The following is an 18,682-nucleotide window of genomic DNA, read 5'->3' as shown; positions in this document are numbered from 1 at the left end:
TTTCCGGCTATTTTACCAGCCAGACCCGATACGTCTTGGCATGCAGGGGCCTCGGAACCTTCACGACGCCGATTTGGCCCGGCTGCATCACATCGTCGCCGCCTGAGGTTCGCCTGGCCGGATGGCGATAGGTCCGGATCAAAACTCCGTCGCTATCATAGAAATCGACCATGACATCGGCGAGTCCCTGCAAGCTTCCGGCATAAGCGGTGGTCGACCAGTCCAACCGCTGCAATGCTTGATAAGTGACAGTGATCATTCCATCCTGTTCTTCGACCGCCATAATTTGAAGCACCCGGTTGCGGTCCAATTCACCTGCTGAAGCGGAGGCGCCTTGCCTTTTCGGCGCCATATGGCTCTGGGTCTCGAACACCTGCTGCACAACCTCGGGGTGAAGTAGCCCGCGTATTTTGCAGTATACCGTGCGGCCTTTCCGGAACTGTTCTACCGTCTGGTAGTCGGTCACATGCCGGGTGGCCAGAGTATGGACCAACTCTCGAAAGAGTATCGGATCGACGACTGAGCCGGTTTGTTCTCGAACCGGGGCTGCGGTACTCACTGCGAGGCGCAACGCTTCACGGCAGGCAAAATCCTGGGCTTGAGTTGGTGTTTCCGGATCATGATAGGCATAACGATAATCGCCCGTGATCTGAACTGAAGTGGATTCGTTGGTCGCATGCGACGCGGGCAACAGCAGTGTTCCAGAAACTGTCAACCAGACTGCTAGCGCGACCGTGAGCCGGGCGTAAGGCGCGTTCATAGTGGCCTCCGTTTGGCCAAGACGTGCGAAATGTTCTTCTATGCTACCATGCGATGCAGGAGGCGGCAATCGGGCGATCCTTTGGAATGCGGCTGAGATCGGCTGTAGAAAGCTTGCGGCGGTGCTGCCGAGACACCGTCTTCCCTGATGAATGGCGATGGACGTTCACGGCAAAAAGATACGCGACTCCAGGAATCGATCTCCGCCTTGCGGGCGTCGTTGAAATCCTACGCATGCCTTGACTTGAAATAGGTCTTCACTCAGACTCACCCCTATGTATGACCAACATGAAACTCAGCTCCTAGATCTTCTGGCAGAACGAGCCGGTATCGCCGCCGAGTATTATGACATCCATGGAATCCGCCACGTTGCGTCCGCTGAAACCAAACAAGGTATCCTCGCTGCAATGGGATTCACCGTCGATTCGGGTGAAGCGTTGGCCAGAGAACTGACCCGCATTGATGAAACGCCTTGGAGCAGGCCTTGCGACCCGGTGACGGTCATCCAGCAGGGGGCCGCCAATGCTCATTGGACCTTCCGCTTGCCTTTCGAAGGAGCCGACGAACAGAAGCTGCGTATCACGTGGGAGCTTCGAGACGAAACGGGCGCCGTGATTCACCAAGATGAAATAGGTCCCGGGCTCGTCCCACAAGACGTCAAGTACATTGCAGGCAATCGGTATGTCCAATTTGCGATACCGGTTCCAGCTTGGCTCGTACCAGGATATTACGATGTCGTGACCTCGGCCAAAGGGGGCCGCACGCCGGCCGACGGTTGTCTCAGATTAATCGTCGCCCCTTCTCACTGCTATGTGCCGGATGCGCTCCTTCAGGGTGGGAAGGTGTGGGGACTCGCGGTGCAGTTATATTCATTGCGCTCGGCCACGAATTGGGGTGCAGGGGACTTTACCGATCTGCGTGATTTGGTTGATTGGGCCGGCAAGGATCTCGGTGCCTCGCTCGTGGGGGTGAACCCGTTGCATGCCCTCAAGAACAGCCACCCGCACCATCTGAGCCCTTATGCGCCGAACAGCCGCTTGTATTTGAATGAACTTTACATCGACTTGGACCGCCTGCCCGAGTTCCATTCGTCTCCCGATGCGAGACAGGCCCGTGGGAGCCAGGAATTCCAGAACGCATTGGAGGCGGCGCGAAAAAGCGATCGAGTCGACTATGATGCGGTATCCAGAGCCAAACGGACCATGTTGGACTGGGCCTACCGCCAATTTCTCCGCCATAATTACAGCGGCAATGAACCGACCCTTCAACCCAGGACCGCACGAGGATGGCTCTTGGAGCGGTTCATTCGGGAGGAGGGAGAGGCGCTCGAGTGGTACGCCATTTTCCAGGTCTTGGAAGAGGAGCGCCGGTTGGTCGATCCGCGGGCGACTGTCTGGCAGGAGTGGCCCAAACAATATCAGGCGCCCACGTCGCCGGCGGTACGTGAATTCGGACGCCGGCATAAAAAGCGCGTGCGGTTTTTTCAATACATTCAATGGATCGCGGCGGAGCAACTAAGAGAAGTCGGCGCACGGGCTCTTTCCGCACGGATGGCGGTGGGACTGTATCGAGATTTGGCGTTGGGCAGCGACCGAAGCGGCGCGGAAAGCTGGATCTTTCAAGAAGCGCTCGCATTGACGGCCGACTGCGGAGCCCCGCCGGACGCCTTCGCCCCCCAAGGGCAAAACTGGGGCTTTCCTCCATTCAACCCGCTACGCATGAGAGACCTGGCATACCGACCCTATATCCAACTGCTCCGGAAGAATCTCGGCCAAGGCGGAGCGCTACGGATCGACCATGTCATGGCGTTGTTTCGCTTGTTTTGGGTTCCCCGAGGGATGCCGGCTTCGGCGGGCACCTATGTCTATTATCCTTCCTCCGATCTCTTGTCCATCCTTGCACTGGAGAGCATGCGGGCCAACACGCTGATCATTGGAGAAGACCTGGGCACGGTACCGGATTCGGTACGGGAGGAATTGTCCCGGAGGAGGGTCCTCTCTTATCGGGTGTTTTACTTTGAACGGACGCCGGAGGGAGCTATGAAAGCGCCGGCCACGTATCCTGAGCAGTCTTTGGCCGTGGTGACCACCCATGATTTGCCTACGCTATCGGGATACTGGACCGGTGAGGATATCCATCTCCGGGCGGGACTGGGGATTTATACGACCGAGGAAGCCAAGAAACACGCTCTGGATGAACGGCAACGAGACAAAAGGAAGATCCTCAGCGCACTCAAACTGGAAGGACTGTTGCCCGATGGTGCAAGCGAGGAGCCTGCGGACATGCCGAGCATGACCTCTGGATTATGCGAAGCGATCCATGCGTATCTCGCGAAAAGCTCCTCGTCCGTCGTCTTGGCAAATGTGGACGATCTCATTGGAGAAGTGATGCAGATGAATCTTCCCGGGACGGTGGATAGTTATCCCAATTGGTCTCGCAAGCTGTCGCTGACTCTCGATGAGTTACGCCGTGACAAGCGCATCAGGGAAATGGCCGGCCTGATGCGCACGCTCCGCCCGTCCGTGCCGACGGCGGCGGCGTAAATCTGCTGTGGCGTGCAGTGCCGTTGAACGATGAACAATCGGAACCGCCTGATTCTCTCCGTCGCTGCGGTCCTCTGTCTCGTCATCATCGTGGTGGAGGTCTTGTTTCCTTTAAACGTGGTCGGCGCCTATGGTTTTGTGCTGCCCATCTTGCTGATCGCCACGGTGCGCAATCGGAAATTGATGTATATTACCGTCCTGCTCTGCGTCGTGGTGTCCTACGTGGGCCTGTTTCAACCGACCAAGAAGAGGGAGCGCTTTACGACGGTGGTGATTAACCGGACCCTGGTGGTCTGTGTACTGATCGGAGTGGCCTACATCGGGATGGCCTGGGAGGAACGAAAAGCCAGGGAGGAGGCGGCGCGTGCGGCGCTTGCGAAGCAAACCGAGAATCTTTTGCGGGCCAATGAGCAGTTGGTGGAGATGAAAGATCGCCTGTATCACTCGGAGCGGCTTGCCGCCGTGGGACAACTCGTCGCCTCCGTCGCACATGAAGTCGGAACTCCTCTGCATTCAATCGCCTGGCATGTGCAGGCGCTGGCCGAAGAGCCCGGCATCACCCCGGACATGAAAAAACGCATTGATATCGTCGATGATCAACTCAATCGGGTGGTCCGTATCATCCAAGATTTGCTTTCCTCCACCAGGCAGCGGAAGCCGGAACCGTCATGGTGTTCTCCGAGCGAATTGGTCCAGCCTGTTGTTGCATTGATGGAGCCAGCGTTCCGTGCGAAGCAGGTGTTGCTTCAGGTGGAGGAGGGGGTATCGCTTCCCATGGCGTGGGCCGACGCGGAAAAGATCCATCAAGTTCTGGTGAACCTCTTGACCAATGCACTGATTGCCACCGGCGCGGGCGGCACGGTGACCGTGGCGCTTGCATCCCGCTCTGCGTCGGCCGATGAAGTTGAGGCGGGGCAATGTACCGGGCGAACCATTGAGACGATGGCACTATTGCAGGTGCGTGACACGGGATGCGGTATGCCGAAGGAAGATCTCCAGCGGGCGTTCGAGCCATTCTTTACCACCAAGGCGGTGGGCAAGGGGACGGGCCTGGGGCTGTTTCTGAGCCGGGAAACCGTGTCGGCCCACGGAGGAATGCTGAGCATAGACAGCGAGGTGGGAAAAGGAACGACCGTGACGGTCTCTCTGCCGGGCTTGAAATCCGAATCAATGTCGTCCGGGTAGGAAATATGGCGGAATCAAAAATCTTCGTCATTGACGACGATGCCGTCGCCAGAGACCTTCTCAGGGAGGCGCTCGTCAAAGAGGGCTATGACGTCGAAACCTTTGAGGGCGGCGCTCAAGCCATTGAACGCGGCAAGCAAACCCGGGTGGATCTGGTATTGACGGATATCCGCATGGGAACGGTCGATGGTCTGACCGTCTTGAGGGAATTCAAACGGTTCAGCCCCGATACCTCCATCGTGTTGCTGACCGCGTTTGGGTCCCTGGAAGGTGCGATCGAAGCCATCAAGCAAGGCGCGTATGACTACTTGGCTAAACCGTTTAAGAGAGAGGAAATTCGATTGGTCGTCCAGCGAAGCCTGGAACATTGCCGGCTCGTCCGTGAAAACGCCCGGTTTCGTGACGAGCGGCGCGGCCGGGAAACATGGACCCAACTCGTTGGCAGCAGTCCCGCCATGTTGGAAGTCTATAAACTAGTTGCCCGCGTGTCGGAGAGCCGGAGCACGATTCTCATTGAAGGGGAGAGCGGAACCGGGAAGGAATTGATCGCCCGCGCGATTCATTCGAACAGTCCAAGGCGTGAGAAGCCGTTCGTGCCGGTCAACTGCGGTGCGCTGCCCGACCAACTGCTTGAATCGGAGATGTTCGGGTATGAGAAGGGCGCCTTCACGGGAGCGGCCGTCGCCAAGGCCGGCTTATTTGAGTCGGCGAATGGAGGAACGCTGTTTTTGGACGAGATCGGCGACTTGGGCGCGGCGTTACAGGTGAAATTGCTCAGGGTGATGCAGGACCAGGAAGTCCGGCGGGTCGGGAGTACGACTTCGGCCAAGGTCGATGTTCGCGTCATTGCCGCGACGAACCGTGATTTGGCCGGCTTGGTGAAGGAAGGCCGATTTCGGGATGATTTGTATTATCGGTTGAACGTCGTACGTATTCTACTACCGTCGCTTTCCGAGCGGCGCGACGATATTCCGATGTTGGCCTATCATTTTCTCCAGAAGTATGCCGGCGGTGTGGCTCACGTAAAGGGATTTCATCCCGATACCATGGGATTGCTGAAGGAATACGCCTGGCCCGGGAATGTGCGTGAACTGGAGAATGCGATTGAGCGCGCCGTGTCCTTGAGCCATGGTCCGCTGTTGCTGCCCGAAGATTTACCCGAACCACTTCGCCAACAAGCGCCGCCGGCAGGAAGCGCCGTTGATTCCGCGGATTCCGCGAACGAGGCTCTACTGACCTTGGATGAAGTGGATAAACGGCATCTTGTCCGCGTATTGAAGGAAACGCGCGGCAATAAGGTCAAGGCCTCAAAGGTTCTCGGCATCGATAGACGGACACTCTATCGAATGGCCGAGCGGTTTGGCCTGGATCTGGGCGATGATGCCGAGGACAAATGATAGAGACTGCAGGCCGCTGGGACAATAATCTCGGCTTCGTCAGAGAATGTGCAGCCTGTTCTTGAGGAGACGGACTTGATTGGCCGCGCTTTGCGGCAGCGGGGAATCGGCCTCATCCCAGCGGTCGAAGATGCCGTCTTTAGAAAAGTGAAACACCTGCAGGGTAATGTCTGTGCGGTCGCTTTCCACCGGGGTGACTTTGGCTTCCACGCGAGTTTTCCCGACTCCAAACCGCCAGCGGAGCAGCCAATCCCAGGGGCTTCGAATTTCCTCTCGCCAGCCGGTCGTTAAAGTCTCCGCGTCTTCCGCATCAATGTCATATCCCTCGGAAGCGAGGACGTCGATCAAGGCCGGGGTGACCTTCTCCGTCGGAGCCGGCAACGTTGCGTTGATGACATCCCGGTCCGGGACGGTTTGCACGCTGCTGCACGCGCCTAGCCACATGCAGAGCCCAAGCGCGATGAGGAGATGCCGAAGCCTGCTCATTTTGCTTTCGCTTCCCGTAATCGATAAACGAGATGCGTATCCGTTTGAGCGACACCTGGAATGGCGTGGATCTTTGCCAGCACTAGTTGAGTCAGTGCATCCTGATGGGGGATTTCGACGATGGTAAAAATGTCGGGTTTCCCCCAGCAAGGGTCGATTTGTATGATTTCCTTGATGTCTGCCAAGGCTTTAACGACTTCACCGGTTTGACCAGGGAGCACATTGATGAGTACGTAGGCTCGATCAGACATGCGAGCGTCCTTTACAATGAAAAAGAATCAGCAACTTCTTTATAGCGGCAACGTAACGAATCAGTCTAGTGATGTCAACGTGTTCCGTCCCATGCCTGGATCGATCCGTGTGGCGAAAAGACACTCGGTGGAATGTTACTTGGGGGCGATGACTACTTCGAGCGCCTGAGTGCCGCAGACCGTGGCCAAGTCGGATTCAAGCCGGCGTGGATTGCCGACTCGGCCTTCCGGGTCATAAAGGAAGCACAGCACGCTGCGGCAATCGGCACGCCCGGAGTAATGAGCAAAATCTATTTTAATCTGGTCAATCAGATCTCGGACCGTCAACCCGGTCCTCGTCTTCTTGGCGATGATCACGATATGCCCGTTCTGCAAGAGATGATCGGTGCGGCTGGCTCCGGCCGCGTATCTGGGATACCAGTCCTCCGTCGCGATGTCTTCGAATTCCAGGCGCAACAGCGCGTACAGGAGGTCTTGCACGTCATACTCATCCTCGACTTCCAAAGTCGAGCGATCGTCTCGTCGCAGGCGCAGTTGGCGTACCACCAAATGAAATCGGCAACAAATCCTGCGGAGAATTTCTAAAGAACCGTCATGATGAGACAATGAGGCGCGGCCAGCGGTGGCGATATGCGAAGATGAAACTGGACAGACTTCCACTTGGGCCTCCTGCTGATCTGTTTCCGCTATTCCGGTCTTAGCCGACCCTGTGGTCGAGAGGGCTGCCGGCAGTTCCACAGGGGCTGGTTCATCAGTGTGCACACGAACCTCCGGGCTGGCTCCACGGGGAGAGGCAACTAACGCCTCTGACGCCATCTGCAATGGAGCAGTGGACAGGACCGGTTCTAATGCAGGCAGGAGGGGTACTGAGTCTCGATCTGCACGGGTGGTATCCGGCAGTGTCTGGAACGGTATCGTAATTGAAGCGGCTGCGGATGGCGCAGAAGGCGCCGATTCCATCGCAGTAAGTGCGGAAGGTATCTTCTCTGCCGGGAAAGTCATCGGCGACGGTACGGCAGTAGTCGCCGAATTAGACAATCCGGCAGGTGAGGCGGACGCCGGGATCTTCCCGACACGAGCACCAGGCGGTATGGTCGGCAAGGCCGAATGATGGACTGTTTCGCTGGGTGATATCGATCCCGAATCAACGGTGTTGTGCATGCTTGCACACTGCGGCTCTGCAAGTGATGAGGTTGTTCCGTGGCTCTCGCCTTGGCCCGACCTAGAGGGTAGAGCCGCCAGTGGTTCGGAAGGTATTGGCATGGAAGGCTGCATCTTGCAAGATGCGCCGGGCCCGGACGTCTCGCCAGCCGAAGGAATCGGCTCAGATTCAGATGGAGAACATTTAGGTGAAATGGCGGCGGGTGGCATATCGGCATCCGAATGCCTCGATGGGGGGGCGGCCTTCGTCGCAGTGGAAACCCGTACGGTGAGGCTTGAAGCTTGATTTGAGGTTGGAACGGGTCTTAACAACGGCTTGTCCTGATGGCTCCGACTGGCCATCGATGGTTCAGGATCTACGGATCTCACGCCAAGAAGATCCTGCCTCCGCCGCTCCAACTCGCTCACGAGCTGCTTTATTATCGCTGCCGTTTGCGCTGATTCCGCCCGATGGCCGGCCCGCAGCTTGTGACTTTTATGGCTTTGATACTCATCGGATTTCTCGCCGAATATCCGGCGAATGGTCTCGCGCAGCGATAATTCCGTCCTGGCGCGCACTGCGTCCTGATACGGAAAGCCTTCTCTACCGAGATCTTCTATCTGGGCCATAAGGTGCTGGAGTTGTTCAATGCCACGGATGATATCGTCCACGGCAGTGGTCTTGGATTTCGTTCTGGTTTGTTCAGTGGACTTTGCTCGCGCCATGGCGTTACCTGAAACGGCGGCCAGAGAGTAATGTACCCCGGGTGTGACAAGGCGGCAAGGAATCAGAGGTTACTTCGGCATGCCGAACGCGCATCATCCGAACCAATCGACCTCTCGTGCCGTGCCGGAGCCGTCCTTCTTTGTCGTGTTCTTGGGGGCCGGTGGACCAGCCAGAGTTTGATAGATCAGACTGCTAAAAGCTTCGACGGTAAATGGTTTCTGGATGAACGGCATGCTCTTCCGAATCATGCCGCGCGCCAATAGATCTTCTTTGCTGGTCGTGGACATCAAAATGATTCGAAGGTCTGCCTTTGCCTCAAGCAGGCGATCCGCCAGTTCCAGACCGTTTACGCGAGGAAACGGATTGTTCGCGACCGACAATTGAAAGTCCGGCGGAGGCAACATGATGTCCGTGATCACAAGGTGAATGGGGCCGGCATGTTCGGCCTGCAGCTTGAGTGCTTCGGAACTGCCCGGGACTTGAAGGACCCTAAAGCCCTGCTGTTGAAGCCGCATTCGGCATACCAGCAATGTGGAAGGATCATCGTCGATGAGGAGAATGGTCATCGGGTTGTCAAAATTGGGACGGACAGAGTCAGTCATGCTGTCCTCCTCGTGGTCTCAATCTCATCGTTCCGCTCTCGGTTGCGGAAATTCGGCTTGGCTTGGTCGTCAATTCTTTCGCTGAGGAAACTTGTATCGTTCGTATTCGCGTTGTTCGCAATGCACCCTCTGCAGGGTAAATATTTCTTGAGGGCCGGGGAATCGAATAGCGCAATACAGCTTGGCCTGCTGCCTAGATTTCTGTCCTGACGCTCCTCGAGTTCACGGAGGCGATCGGTGAAATCGATTGGCGGAAGATGCTGAGCCGGATCTTTTTGTTTGTCCGAAGTAGATGCGCCTGACTGATCCGGGCCAAGCTGCCGCTTTCCGCTCGCCAATTTCCACCGTTTCAGCATGTCTTCATGGTCGAAAATCAATGTGAGCCCAAATTGAGGATATTCCCATAGGGCTTCTCCGTTTTCAGGGTTCATCCATACCGAGCGAGGTTGGCCATAACGCTGCCAAATGTCTTCGCGGAGCATTCCGACGCGAGGGGTCATGTTTCGGATCGCCCGATTCTGGGTCACGATCGGTGATATATCTTCCAGAATACCGCTTGCTGACCGTCGGACCAATGATTCCAACGCTGCGCGCGAGGCGCGAACTAAGCGCCATGCGGTCACCGAATTGACCGGACAATCGACGGGGTGGGATTCCTCGTACATCATCTGTGTATCGATGAGGAAGCCGGTGATTTTATCGACATGCGATAATTCAGTATAGCTTGGCTATCGTGAAAAGCGACAAAAGATGAATTCTATTCAGGTCAGCTCAATCGGTGGACTATTCAAGCGAGGCCCTTCAATGAGACGCTGCCTCGCGGGACACAGTGCTGGGCGACGATCCGGCCCATCGAAAAGAAGGAATGCACTATGATTGCCGTGGTCAGTAATTGCTTTGAAAAGAAGGAGCGGCGGGAGAAGTGGGTGTTGCCGTTTGGGGTGGAGCTTTAGGGCTGGCACTATCATGAGCCATGACTCCTGAACCTGCCGGACAGATGGTTTCCGGGCTCGTATTGCCCGGATTGCGCAGGCCCCATGCTGTCGCCAGCGCGTGACAAGTCAGCTGGCTGATTCCTTCCTCCAAGTTATTGAATCGATCGGAAGACTGCGCTTTCCCACTCCATTCGATTTCGCCGGTATTGACATCGACTGCCCGAAGCGAAATCGTTCCGGAATAGACTTTCATGCTGCGTGGGAGTCCATAGTCCATTCCGAGGACTTCCCAGGATCCCACTTCCGCATTGGCGAATACCACAAGGCGCGCTCCCACCAGTTTTGCGGTGCGCAAGACGTCGGTTTCCAGATACTGATAGCCGCTGATCGATACCTTCTGGTCGGCCGCCGCCTGCATGAGTTTGGTCTGATCGACAACCAAGATCCCCCTTTTAAGCAGCCAGGTGCTCACGCTCTGCACGGTATCAGGACGCGTGCCCCAGACCACCGCTCGTGTATATGGACTGGGAAGTTTGGAGTGATACCCGTCCGTAATCGGGGTTTCGATGGTCGAATAGCTCTTGCAGCTCGCGATGAAGCAGAGTAACAGGAAACTGCACAGTACTCGGTGGATAAGTCTAGGAAGAACGTAGCCCCGGGCCTTGGATGTAGTTTGGTGCACCGAGGCTAATGACATAATAGCTATGTCTCGGGGAGAAGTCTTATGGCAGATCAAAAGGTACTATATATCCCGTTACCGCGCAAGTCCCTTGCCATGCCGGTTAGGTTGGAGCAAAACCGGCAGACCGGCCTATCAGGGGGTTTGTGGCCTGCCATTGTTTCATCTACTGGGCCTGTTATCCCCTGGCCGTGACCTTTTACTGGCGAACGGTGACTTGGAACTGACCGAATAGATTTTCGTATCGGAATCTAGCCAGGCGATGTGTTTGAACGTTCGATCGCCCATCCTTATGTTTTTACGTAAGCGATGTCAGACTGAGGAGCCGCCTTTTGCGCTAAAGTCTTCCTATAATCCACGTTGTACGCAAGTTGACGCAATGTGAAGGCGTAACCCAGGGCTTGATCATGAGGCTTTTTTGATGGGGGTTGTAAACAACGGCAGGGAGCTAGATCCGTATTTCACCAAGATATTATCTATCCGAGGCGTTATTAGGAAATCGGAAAACTGTTCTGCAACAAAGCAGAATGAGCTACGGCAGCTCGACACGACCGCTAGGGCGAATTGAAACGGCACATCTGTTCACATTGTTGAGTTATCACTACTATACACGCACTCAGTATTGATTATGTTTACATGGTAGACCAAATCCCCATCGATTGCGCCTGCGCGAATCAGTTGCAGGATGTCCCCGCTACAGCTCCATCAATTGCGAGTATGTCTCTAATTTGAATAGCCGTGAGCGGGTCTGCCAGCCTTTCAGCATTTCTCGCGCCGGAGGGACACCTGAATGTTGGCAAGACCTTGTTTCGCTCGGGTTCCGGGCTTCCTGCCATAGCAGGCTTTCACCGAATCGTGACGCGCTATGGGGCCACTATCGCGTTCGGACCTGGACCTGTGCCGAGCAGTTCCGCTGTATGTCCTTCGCTCAACTGCCATACTGGGAGAGCCTGCGCGATATCAAAGCATGCCTATCGGCCAGCGAGGGCACGCTCTATCACATGGGGTTTCGTTCCTCGGTGAGTCGCTCGACGTTGGCCGATGCAAACGAAGGCCGCGACTGGCGAATCTATGCCGAATTTGCCCAGTGCCTAATCTGCCAGGGCTTCGCAGTCGCGGATCAGGTGTGTGCTGCTCGTCCAGCACGAGAGTTTGCCCCAATCCAGGTCTTGAACTTACTGCGACATGTGTTTGGTCACTTGAACGTTCCTTTGCAACACACTGTGCAAGGGATTCGCGATACGAGCGGCCAACAATTGATGGGCGATCGCGTTTGGATGGGAATCTAACTTGTTGACAATCAGGTCACTGTACGCGTGACGCGCAAATACCTCCGGGCCCGCTGGCCAGACCGGCAAGCCATGAGTCATGGCGGCGTGAACGAAATGCCTGTAGCGGTCGCGATGCGCGGGGCTGGCCACGATTTTGATATCAAACGGCACAATTGCCACAATGGCGCTCGTCCGGGAGGCCACCGACACAAAACGAGACACGTCCTGTAAATGCCGATCTAGGATAGCCTCGTTATTATAGGGGTCCTCATAGGGCTGCCCCTCGCTAGCTGCCGCTTGGTAAGCCAACATGCGGAGGCGCACATACACCTCCTGGAAAAGAAAACAGTTTGTAAACAATAGGCGCACCGGGCTCAGTCGATCACGCAGTCCCGTCATCGGCTCACTAGGGCCCTCGCGCGGGGTCACGGGCACGACATAGTCAATATCGTTAAACGCGTAGAGCAGCAGAATCACATCCGGTTGATAGCGCTGCATCGTCTGCAGGTATTGGATGTGCGCTAAGGTATTGGTGTCTCCCAGACTGGCATTTAAGACTTCCCAGTTGGCAGCGGTTTGCTTCCTCAAGTGTGCGGCCAATTGCTCGCCAAATCGATCATCCGTGTTGGTGACCCCCCAGCCGAATGCCAGCGAGTCACCCACGATGAGCACTCGCTGCACATCAGGAGGTTTGTGCACTGTATGCTCAGCATCGCGAAAGCCCAACTCATTCAAGGAGGCAAACTTCCGACTCCATAGCGCGGTGGTGTACGTGGGATAGCCTTGTGGTCGTGGCGCTGCCAACCCCCAAAGGCGCAGTGCACCTTCTGCGACCAGCAACACGATGATCGCGACCCAGACGGCGACGATGATGCCCCCTAGTCGCGATCTTCGTTTCCAAAGCACGACTGTCCGAGCCAGACTCAGCCACGCCGTCAACATGGCTACCCATAGCAACAGGACGGCCGGGGGGGTGGCGCTGCCAAAGAAGTTCAGATCGGCGATCTGTCCCCAATTACGGGCGGCCTCGAACCCATTGATGACATAGCCGCTGCCCCAGAACAAGACCGCAAGATCCACACAGACCGATCGCAGAGCCGGGGTCTCCCCCCAGAGCTGCTCGTCTTGATGACATCTCCGCGAGTGAAGAACCGAAGCCAAGAATAGGCTGCCGGCTGTCAGCACAATAACCAGGTACGGCCAAGACCAGATTCCAAACACGGCCGGATTCTGGGACCGGTAGGCGAGGGTTGCGACGAAGAAAAGACCCAGCCCGATCGTTCGCGCCAGATGGCAATGCACGGCCACTTTCCACATGCTCGCCTCGCTGTTCGACAAGATGACGCGGCTGACCTAGCACCATCAGCTCAGGTGCCTTTAGAAAATCGAATAAATTGCAGGCGCAAGCACACTCCCTTCAAGAAAGAAGGTCAGCGCACTTAATGCGAGCAACACGAAAATGACGGGGGCAAGCCAGTAAGATTTCGTCTCTTTCAAGTACATCATCAATTCTGCAGTGAGGCCGTAGTACTCTTTTACGCGTGCTGGGGTGGTAATCATGGGTTTCCTCCTTTGTGAGCTGAAACATTGGGCATAGTCATTTTGGCTTAAGGCTGCGCGACGACCGTGGGCGGCTTCTCCTTCGCGACAGAGGACCGCAAACAACACTGTCGAAAGAGGATGAAGGCCATGATGGCGCCCGGATAGAACCAGAAACCGCCGAATCGGGAGGTGATGCCCCCGCAGATCAACGCCACAATGATGGACATGAAATCGGCGACCGGCCCGAGGGGCTCGAAGACCTGCATGTGCCGGGCATTCGTTAACAACCCATCCTTCCGGACGAGCGCCTGCTGCCAGGGGCGTTTCTCGTACGGCTTCAGTCGGTCGGTTTGTGGTACGGCGGGCGCGGCGGTATCTGTCAGGACGTTGTCATCACACGCATCGATGCAGGCGTAACATTTGATGCACTCGGTGTTCACTACCTTCCCATTAAAGTGAAAGATTTCTCGGCTAACATCGATTCCTTGAGGGCAGGCATTACTACAGTCGCGGCAGCCCGTACATTGCGCCACGCGGGTAATTTTTTTCTGGATCGGCGAACGATTCATAAGGGGGACCATCATTGGGGCATAGGGACAAAGGATCCGACAAAAGGCGCCCTGACCATAGCGAAGGTTCAGCAGGATACTCATGGTGAATTGGATAAAAATGGCAAGGCCGAACGCAATGACCCAATCGTGCCAGGTCGGACTGATGTTGAAGTTGAAAAATGCGGTCTTCGCAAACGCCTTGCCTTCATAGCCCGGCAAATCGGCCATCGGCACCGGCGCCATCACGTTCACCTTTGGGGCAAACCCAACATTGTGGATCAGAATGATGACCGGCAAGAGGAGGACGAACAGCGCACCAATGCGCAGGAGCCAGCGATGCTCTGTGTTGACCAGGATATTTTTCTCACGCAGTTTCAGATACTGACGGACCTGGAGCTTCCGCAAGATCCAGTCGGCGAACTCTATCGCGCCCCGCATGTGACAGACCCAGCCACAAAACCCGCGTCCCCATATAAAGATGGAGGCCAAAATTAAGATCACCATAATGGCCGCCGCGTTAATCGTGCCTTTGGCTAAGGACGGCACACCCATCATGGCGGTCTTTCCCCAAATCTCAATACCGAAGATATGCCAGGAAATGAGATGAAACGCGATATAGGCATGGACGAAGGCTAAAACCATCATGCGATAGCGATGGCGCTTCGTGGACGGCAGATTCATGGGAGCATGCACTTTACAGGACCTCGACGGCTCCTCTTTGTGACGCTCTATCTTGATGAGTTGGAGTTGCGAGGGCTCGGGTGAGAAAAGGAGATTCATCGTCGGCTCTCCTTAGTGAGGTAAGTGAGTGATGCTGTCACAAATTACGCAACATCCAGCAGCATAGCCGGTATGGCGTGCCGCGCTATCCCTCGTGCGCCTATAAGGCGCTTCCTCCTAAGGTGGGTAGAGGAAATGGTAGTGATTAAAAAGGGTTCAAAACGGCACACCGCTGTACACCTTAATGACAACGGAATTGATGTTAATATCCACAGCAATGCGTGGGGATAATTGGAATCAGACTCACAGTGAATTGCCCACGTCATCCATTAGGGGTGTGTCATTAATATTGTCGGTTCGGAGATAGACGCGTGGAGGCCGAGCAAGTATGTAGTTCTACTCAGTCGGCAATCTGTCCATTGCCCAATGCGAACCGGTATTCCATGGCGGAAGACCATGTATTTAGGAAATGGCTTGCCGAACAAAAGAGGAAGGAGCATTAGTCATGAGTGATTTCGTCGTTCGTATTGGCACTGCGATACTTAATGATAAACAGGCCCGTACGATCCTCCGAGCTCGGAAAATTGGAGGTGGCTCATGGAGACGAAGCAGCATCTGCATTTCCGGTCGGATCGATTATCCTTCATCTGGAATAGATACGAGGCATCAAATATTCAAGAAGTGAGGCGGCAAATGCTAACGGTACAAGTTCAGCAAACAGAGATGCTACATGAGCCACTGATGTCCGAGTTCGCGCTGCCAGGATGGAATCGGTTCTCATAAGAATTGTTATGAAAAGGACCGCATTATCATAGACGGCGTTTTCATGAAGAGCGTTACCGCGACAGGAAGCTGGCCACCCGAAACGCATTTCCGTTTAGCAGTCCGTGCGTCAAATGCGGCTGTCATCAATGGAGCAGCGGTCGATGTGGGGTCATTGACTCTGTGTTAGACGAGGCCCGAAAGCATTCGAGAATAATTCCTCAGGAGGCGCCGCGATAGGGTTTCAGCGTTGTTGGTCGTTCACTTATACCTATTCCTTCTATATCCTTCGCCACTGATTCCCTGCACCGCCTGATTATGATGGAGATAGCAAAGCTGACCGCGCCGTCAGATTCCACAACGCCGGTTGGTTTATAAGTTATACAGCTAATGGGCTCGGGGCGGCGGCACGGTGGTACCGACACGATTCCAGTGCCGCCCCATTACGGTGGTGACAAGGCCGACCGAAATGCGAAGACCCACGATGGAACGTGCTCAAAGTTTGGTGCCCCCGACACGAATTGAACGTGCGACCCGCGGTTTAGGAAACCGCTGCTCTATCCAACTGAGCTACGGGGGCATGACTTTGAAAATACATGCTTGTGTAAGTCGCGTCAAGCTAACCTCGTCGTCGCCATCAGGGACGAGGTGGATCTGCCTTGGCTAAGATCTCCGGCGTACGGGCAATCTTCCATAACGACTCCTTACAACTGGGAGTGCTACAATGTGCTGCGTTTTGGTTCTGCATTGGAGACGGGATGCATTCTGACGTACGCCGGTTAAGGGTCGCTTCGCTCATATTCCTCGCCTGGATTGCCCTGATTGGTGTGGCGCTCGAAACGTATTCCCGCTACCGTTTTTCTGACAACCCTTTCGGGGTCAATACGCTCAACGAGATCGTCTTTGAACCGGAAATCGGCTGGATCGGTCGAGCAAACCTACGGACGCAATCGTCCCATGGAGACTATCCCATCCCGGTTCCGGTCGCTATTAATGCGGACGGGTTTCGAGACGACGACTGGGACGAGAAGCTGCGTCGGGCGCGTGACAGGCAGTCGAAAAAGATCTTGTTGCTTGGTGACAGTTGGCTGTATGGCTGGGGGTCGGAGAAGTCAGAGCGACTGAGCGAGTCGCTCGCGCATCGCTATCGCCTGACCGGTTTGCCAGTCGAGATTTTCAACGCCGGCATACCCGCTTTCGGCGCATCGCAAGAGCGCCGGTTGTTGCCTCGCCTGCTGGATCGCGTGAAACCGGACGTTGTCGCCTTGCTCTTTTGCCCGAACGATTACGGTGATACGGCCTTGCCTTACGACCACCGGTATCCTTCCACGCGCGTCTACAAACCGTTCTATGATCCGCAAGGCGAGTTGATCCTTAACGAGCGCGTTCCTCAACGACCTTCGTTCCGTATCCAAGACTCTTGGCTTGGCTTTCTGCGGCTACGGTATGCGGCCGATGTCTTCTACTACGCCTGGCAGGACTGGCTCTATGCGCACCAAGGGGTTCCAGCGGCGGCGGATTTCCCAGTTCCCGTTCACCGGCTGGACGATCTTCTGTTTCAAGATTCAACGCATCCGGTTTTTCAAACAGTGGAACGGACCGTCATGCGCTTGTATCGTGACATGCATGCTATTGTTCGAGAAGGCCGGGCCCGCTTCTTTGTCATCGCCGGTCATCCGTCGTCGGACCCCGTCATCGCGTTGAAGATGCAGGATCTGGGCATCGATCTGGTCTCGTTTCCGGGTGAATCTCGTTCAGTGCTCCCCTGGACCGCCATTTATCAAGACGGACACCCTAACTTTCTCTGGTCCTGGATGCTTTCCGGTTCTGTCTTTTCCTATGTGGAGAAGAAAGAGCCGCAACCAGGATTTGTAGACATGCCGAGTCTAGCCGGCATCCCTTCAAAGCTCATGCTCAATACCGATGATCCGTCGGCTAGGTATCTCACCGGCACGTGGGGGCGGCCGGAAGACAAAGCCCGATGGGCATTGGAAGGAGGCCAATCCCGGACGGGAGCAACACCCCGTTTCATGGTGCGCGCTCCCGATCCCGCCTCAGGAAAGGCACTGGTCAAGATAGCGGCCTGGGCGCCTCATGACCAGCCATTGTCCGTCTTTGATCAGCACGGAAGAGAGCTGTGTCGATGGACTATAACACCGGAGCGGCACGACTATGAGTGTGACGTGATGCCGGATCGAACCGGTTTACTCTTAGGGAAGTTGATCAGTCCGCATCGCGCCGTTCGTACCGCCGGCGCATCCCAAGAGCAAGACCCACAGCGCCTGGCGGCCATCATGTCCATTTCAATCGAATAGTCCTTCTCCAGCCACCGCTCCTCCGATAACCCCCTGGGCGCTATTGGCGACGGAGAGCCCGGGGCCTGCGGGGCAGAACGGCGAGATCCAGTTGATGCTTCGAAACATCAATTCCGATAAAGCGTTGTGGGGGCGTCATAACACCTCCTTCAACTTCGCCCAGCCTTGCCACGATGCGGGCTTGCAATGGCCCTGGCAACTGTACGGGCTTTGCTGACGAAGGGACGTGATGACCTACGCTCGCGCACGGTCTGTCAGACCTGAGGAAGAAGCGATCTATCACGTCCCGATCCTCGTTCATGATACAAGGTCTGTCCGCACGGCGTGCTTGCGTTCCGCATATAGTACGTTATCGACTTGCAGTCTTAGGATGGGAAACGGCAGTGCGGTCTGGAGCGTGGTCAAGAACATGTGGCTGGTCTGGTGATTTTTCCGGAGATAGAGACGGAGGATCGGGTAGCGGGTGCAGGCATCGATGGCGGTGTATTGGAAACACTTGGTGCCAGCCGACTTTCACTTCTTTGACGTCCCCTGCACACAGTCTCCAGGCCGCTCGCGACTGAAGAGCATCAGTTGCCGAGGACGGCGTGCGGGTTTGCGGCAGAGCGACGGGGAGCCAAGCCGGTGGAAGATGCGGCGAATCGTGGCGGCGGCGACCCGGATCCGATGGACGCGGTCGAGCCAAATGCGGGTGCGGACCGCCCCGTACTCGAGGTTCCGGCGGGCGTGCTCGATCAACGCTACGGTCGAGTCCGCAATGCGGCGCGCGCGGATGGGCGGATAGCGCGGAACTAAGCCGGCAAGGCCAGCGGCCTAG

The 18,682-nt window shown here is 55.9% G+C and carries 15 protein-coding genes, 1 tRNA gene and 1 pseudogene; 7 read left to right on the top strand and 10 right to left on the bottom strand.

Annotation, left to right across the window (positions count from 1 at the left end):
- Positions 1 to 7 precede the first annotated feature (7 nt).
- Complete coding sequence (locus ACWGXE_RS16100; protein WP_447598986.1) at positions 8 to 760, bottom strand: hypothetical protein; 753 nt, start codon at positions 758 to 760, stop codon at positions 8 to 10.
- Positions 761 to 1,034: 274 nt separating this feature from the next.
- Here ACWGXE_RS16100 and malQ point away from each other — a divergent pair, with 274 nt between their 5' ends.
- The 3 genes from malQ to ACWGXE_RS16085 are packed head-to-tail and all read left to right on the top strand — an operon-like array spanning position 1,035 to position 5,884.
- A complete protein-coding gene (gene malQ / locus ACWGXE_RS16095) occupies positions 1,035 to 3,302 on the top strand; it encodes a 4-alpha-glucanotransferase (protein ID WP_447598985.1) in 2,268 nt (755 codons plus the stop codon).
- Between the two features lie 30 nt (positions 3,303 to 3,332).
- On the top strand, positions 3,333 to 4,487 hold the full coding sequence (locus tag ACWGXE_RS16090) for a sensor histidine kinase (protein ID WP_447598984.1): 1,155 nt from the start codon (positions 3,333 to 3,335) through the stop codon (positions 4,485 to 4,487).
- Between the two features lie 5 nt (positions 4,488 to 4,492).
- On the top strand, positions 4,493 to 5,884 hold the full coding sequence (locus tag ACWGXE_RS16085; protein ID WP_447598983.1) for a sigma-54-dependent transcriptional regulator: 1,392 nt from the start codon (positions 4,493 to 4,495) through the stop codon (positions 5,882 to 5,884).
- Between the two features lie 39 nt (positions 5,885 to 5,923).
- On the opposite strand, the gene ACWGXE_RS16080 is transcribed toward ACWGXE_RS16085, so the two are convergent.
- From ACWGXE_RS16080 to ACWGXE_RS16070, 3 genes are all read right to left on the bottom strand, one after another.
- Positions 5,924 to 6,370 carry a hypothetical protein gene (locus tag ACWGXE_RS16080; RefSeq protein ID WP_447598981.1) on the bottom strand — a complete coding sequence of 149 codons (447 nt, stop codon included), beginning with the start codon at positions 6,368 to 6,370 and terminating at the stop codon, positions 5,924 to 5,926.
- Positions 6,367 to 6,621 (bottom strand): Lrp/AsnC ligand binding domain-containing protein, encoded by a 255-nt coding sequence (locus tag ACWGXE_RS16075; RefSeq protein ID WP_447598980.1) that lies wholly within the window; start codon positions 6,619 to 6,621, stop codon positions 6,367 to 6,369. The genes ACWGXE_RS16080 and ACWGXE_RS16075 overlap by 4 nt, the downstream gene beginning before the upstream one ends.
- A gap of 135 nt (positions 6,622 to 6,756) precedes the next feature.
- On the bottom strand, positions 6,757 to 7,383 hold the full coding sequence (locus ACWGXE_RS16070) for a PD-(D/E)XK nuclease domain-containing protein (RefSeq protein WP_447598979.1): 627 nt from the start codon (positions 7,381 to 7,383) through the stop codon (positions 6,757 to 6,759).
- Positions 7,384 to 7,507: 124 nt separating this feature from the next.
- On the opposite strand from ACWGXE_RS16070, the gene ACWGXE_RS16065 reads away from it, so the two are divergent.
- The gene (locus tag ACWGXE_RS16065) at positions 7,508 to 7,732 is read left to right on the top strand and encodes a hypothetical protein (RefSeq protein ID WP_447598978.1); all 225 of its coding nucleotides are present in this window, start codon (positions 7,508 to 7,510) and stop codon (positions 7,730 to 7,732) included.
- Positions 7,733 to 8,580: 848 nt separating this feature from the next.
- Here the strand turns inward: ACWGXE_RS16065 and ACWGXE_RS16060 are convergent.
- Together ACWGXE_RS16060 and ACWGXE_RS16055 are read right to left on the bottom strand one after the other, a co-directional pair.
- Entirely contained in the window at positions 8,581 to 9,090 is a 510-nt protein-coding gene (locus ACWGXE_RS16060) for a response regulator (protein WP_447598977.1), read from the bottom strand.
- A gap of 885 nt (positions 9,091 to 9,975) precedes the next feature.
- Positions 9,976 to 10,722 (bottom strand): hypothetical protein, encoded by a 747-nt coding sequence (locus ACWGXE_RS16055; RefSeq protein ID WP_447598975.1) that lies wholly within the window; start codon positions 10,720 to 10,722, stop codon positions 9,976 to 9,978.
- A gap of 768 nt (positions 10,723 to 11,490) precedes the next feature.
- Between ACWGXE_RS16055 and ACWGXE_RS16050 the strand changes: the two are divergent.
- Positions 11,491 to 11,807, top strand: a pseudogene (locus ACWGXE_RS16050) (DUF4372 domain-containing protein); the annotation flags it as partial.
- Between the two features lie 72 nt (positions 11,808 to 11,879).
- Here the strand turns inward: ACWGXE_RS16050 and ACWGXE_RS16045 are convergent.
- The 4 genes from ACWGXE_RS16045 to ACWGXE_RS16030 form a co-directional block, all read right to left on the bottom strand.
- Positions 11,880 to 13,292: an SGNH/GDSL hydrolase family protein gene (locus ACWGXE_RS16045; protein WP_447598974.1), complete on the bottom strand. Its 1,413-nt coding sequence runs from the start codon at positions 13,290 to 13,292 to the stop codon at positions 11,880 to 11,882.
- Between the two features lie 60 nt (positions 13,293 to 13,352).
- The gene (locus ACWGXE_RS16040) at positions 13,353 to 13,535 is read right to left on the bottom strand and encodes a DUF5989 family protein (RefSeq protein ID WP_447598972.1); all 183 of its coding nucleotides are present in this window, start codon (positions 13,533 to 13,535) and stop codon (positions 13,353 to 13,355) included.
- Positions 13,536 to 13,582: 47 nt separating this feature from the next.
- Complete coding sequence (locus ACWGXE_RS16035; RefSeq protein WP_447598971.1) at positions 13,583 to 14,848, bottom strand: 4Fe-4S binding protein; 1,266 nt, start codon at positions 14,846 to 14,848, stop codon at positions 13,583 to 13,585.
- A 1,205-nt stretch (positions 14,849 to 16,053) separates the two neighbouring features.
- A tRNA-Arg gene (locus tag ACWGXE_RS16030) sits at positions 16,054 to 16,130 on the bottom strand.
- A 178-nt stretch (positions 16,131 to 16,308) separates the two neighbouring features.
- On the opposite strand from ACWGXE_RS16030, the gene ACWGXE_RS16025 reads away from it, so the two are divergent.
- Positions 16,309 to 17,865: an SGNH/GDSL hydrolase family protein gene (locus ACWGXE_RS16025; RefSeq protein ID WP_447598970.1), complete on the top strand. Its 1,557-nt coding sequence runs from the start codon at positions 16,309 to 16,311 to the stop codon at positions 17,863 to 17,865.
- A 573-nt stretch (positions 17,866 to 18,438) separates the two neighbouring features.
- Complete coding sequence (locus tag ACWGXE_RS16020) at positions 18,439 to 18,660, top strand: hypothetical protein (protein ID WP_447598969.1); 222 nt, start codon at positions 18,439 to 18,441, stop codon at positions 18,658 to 18,660.
- Positions 18,661 to 18,682 lie beyond the last annotated feature (22 nt).

The organism is Nitrospira sp. Nam80 (genome assembly GCF_965152575.1).
This window is presented reverse-complemented; position numbering and strand designations above follow the sequence as displayed.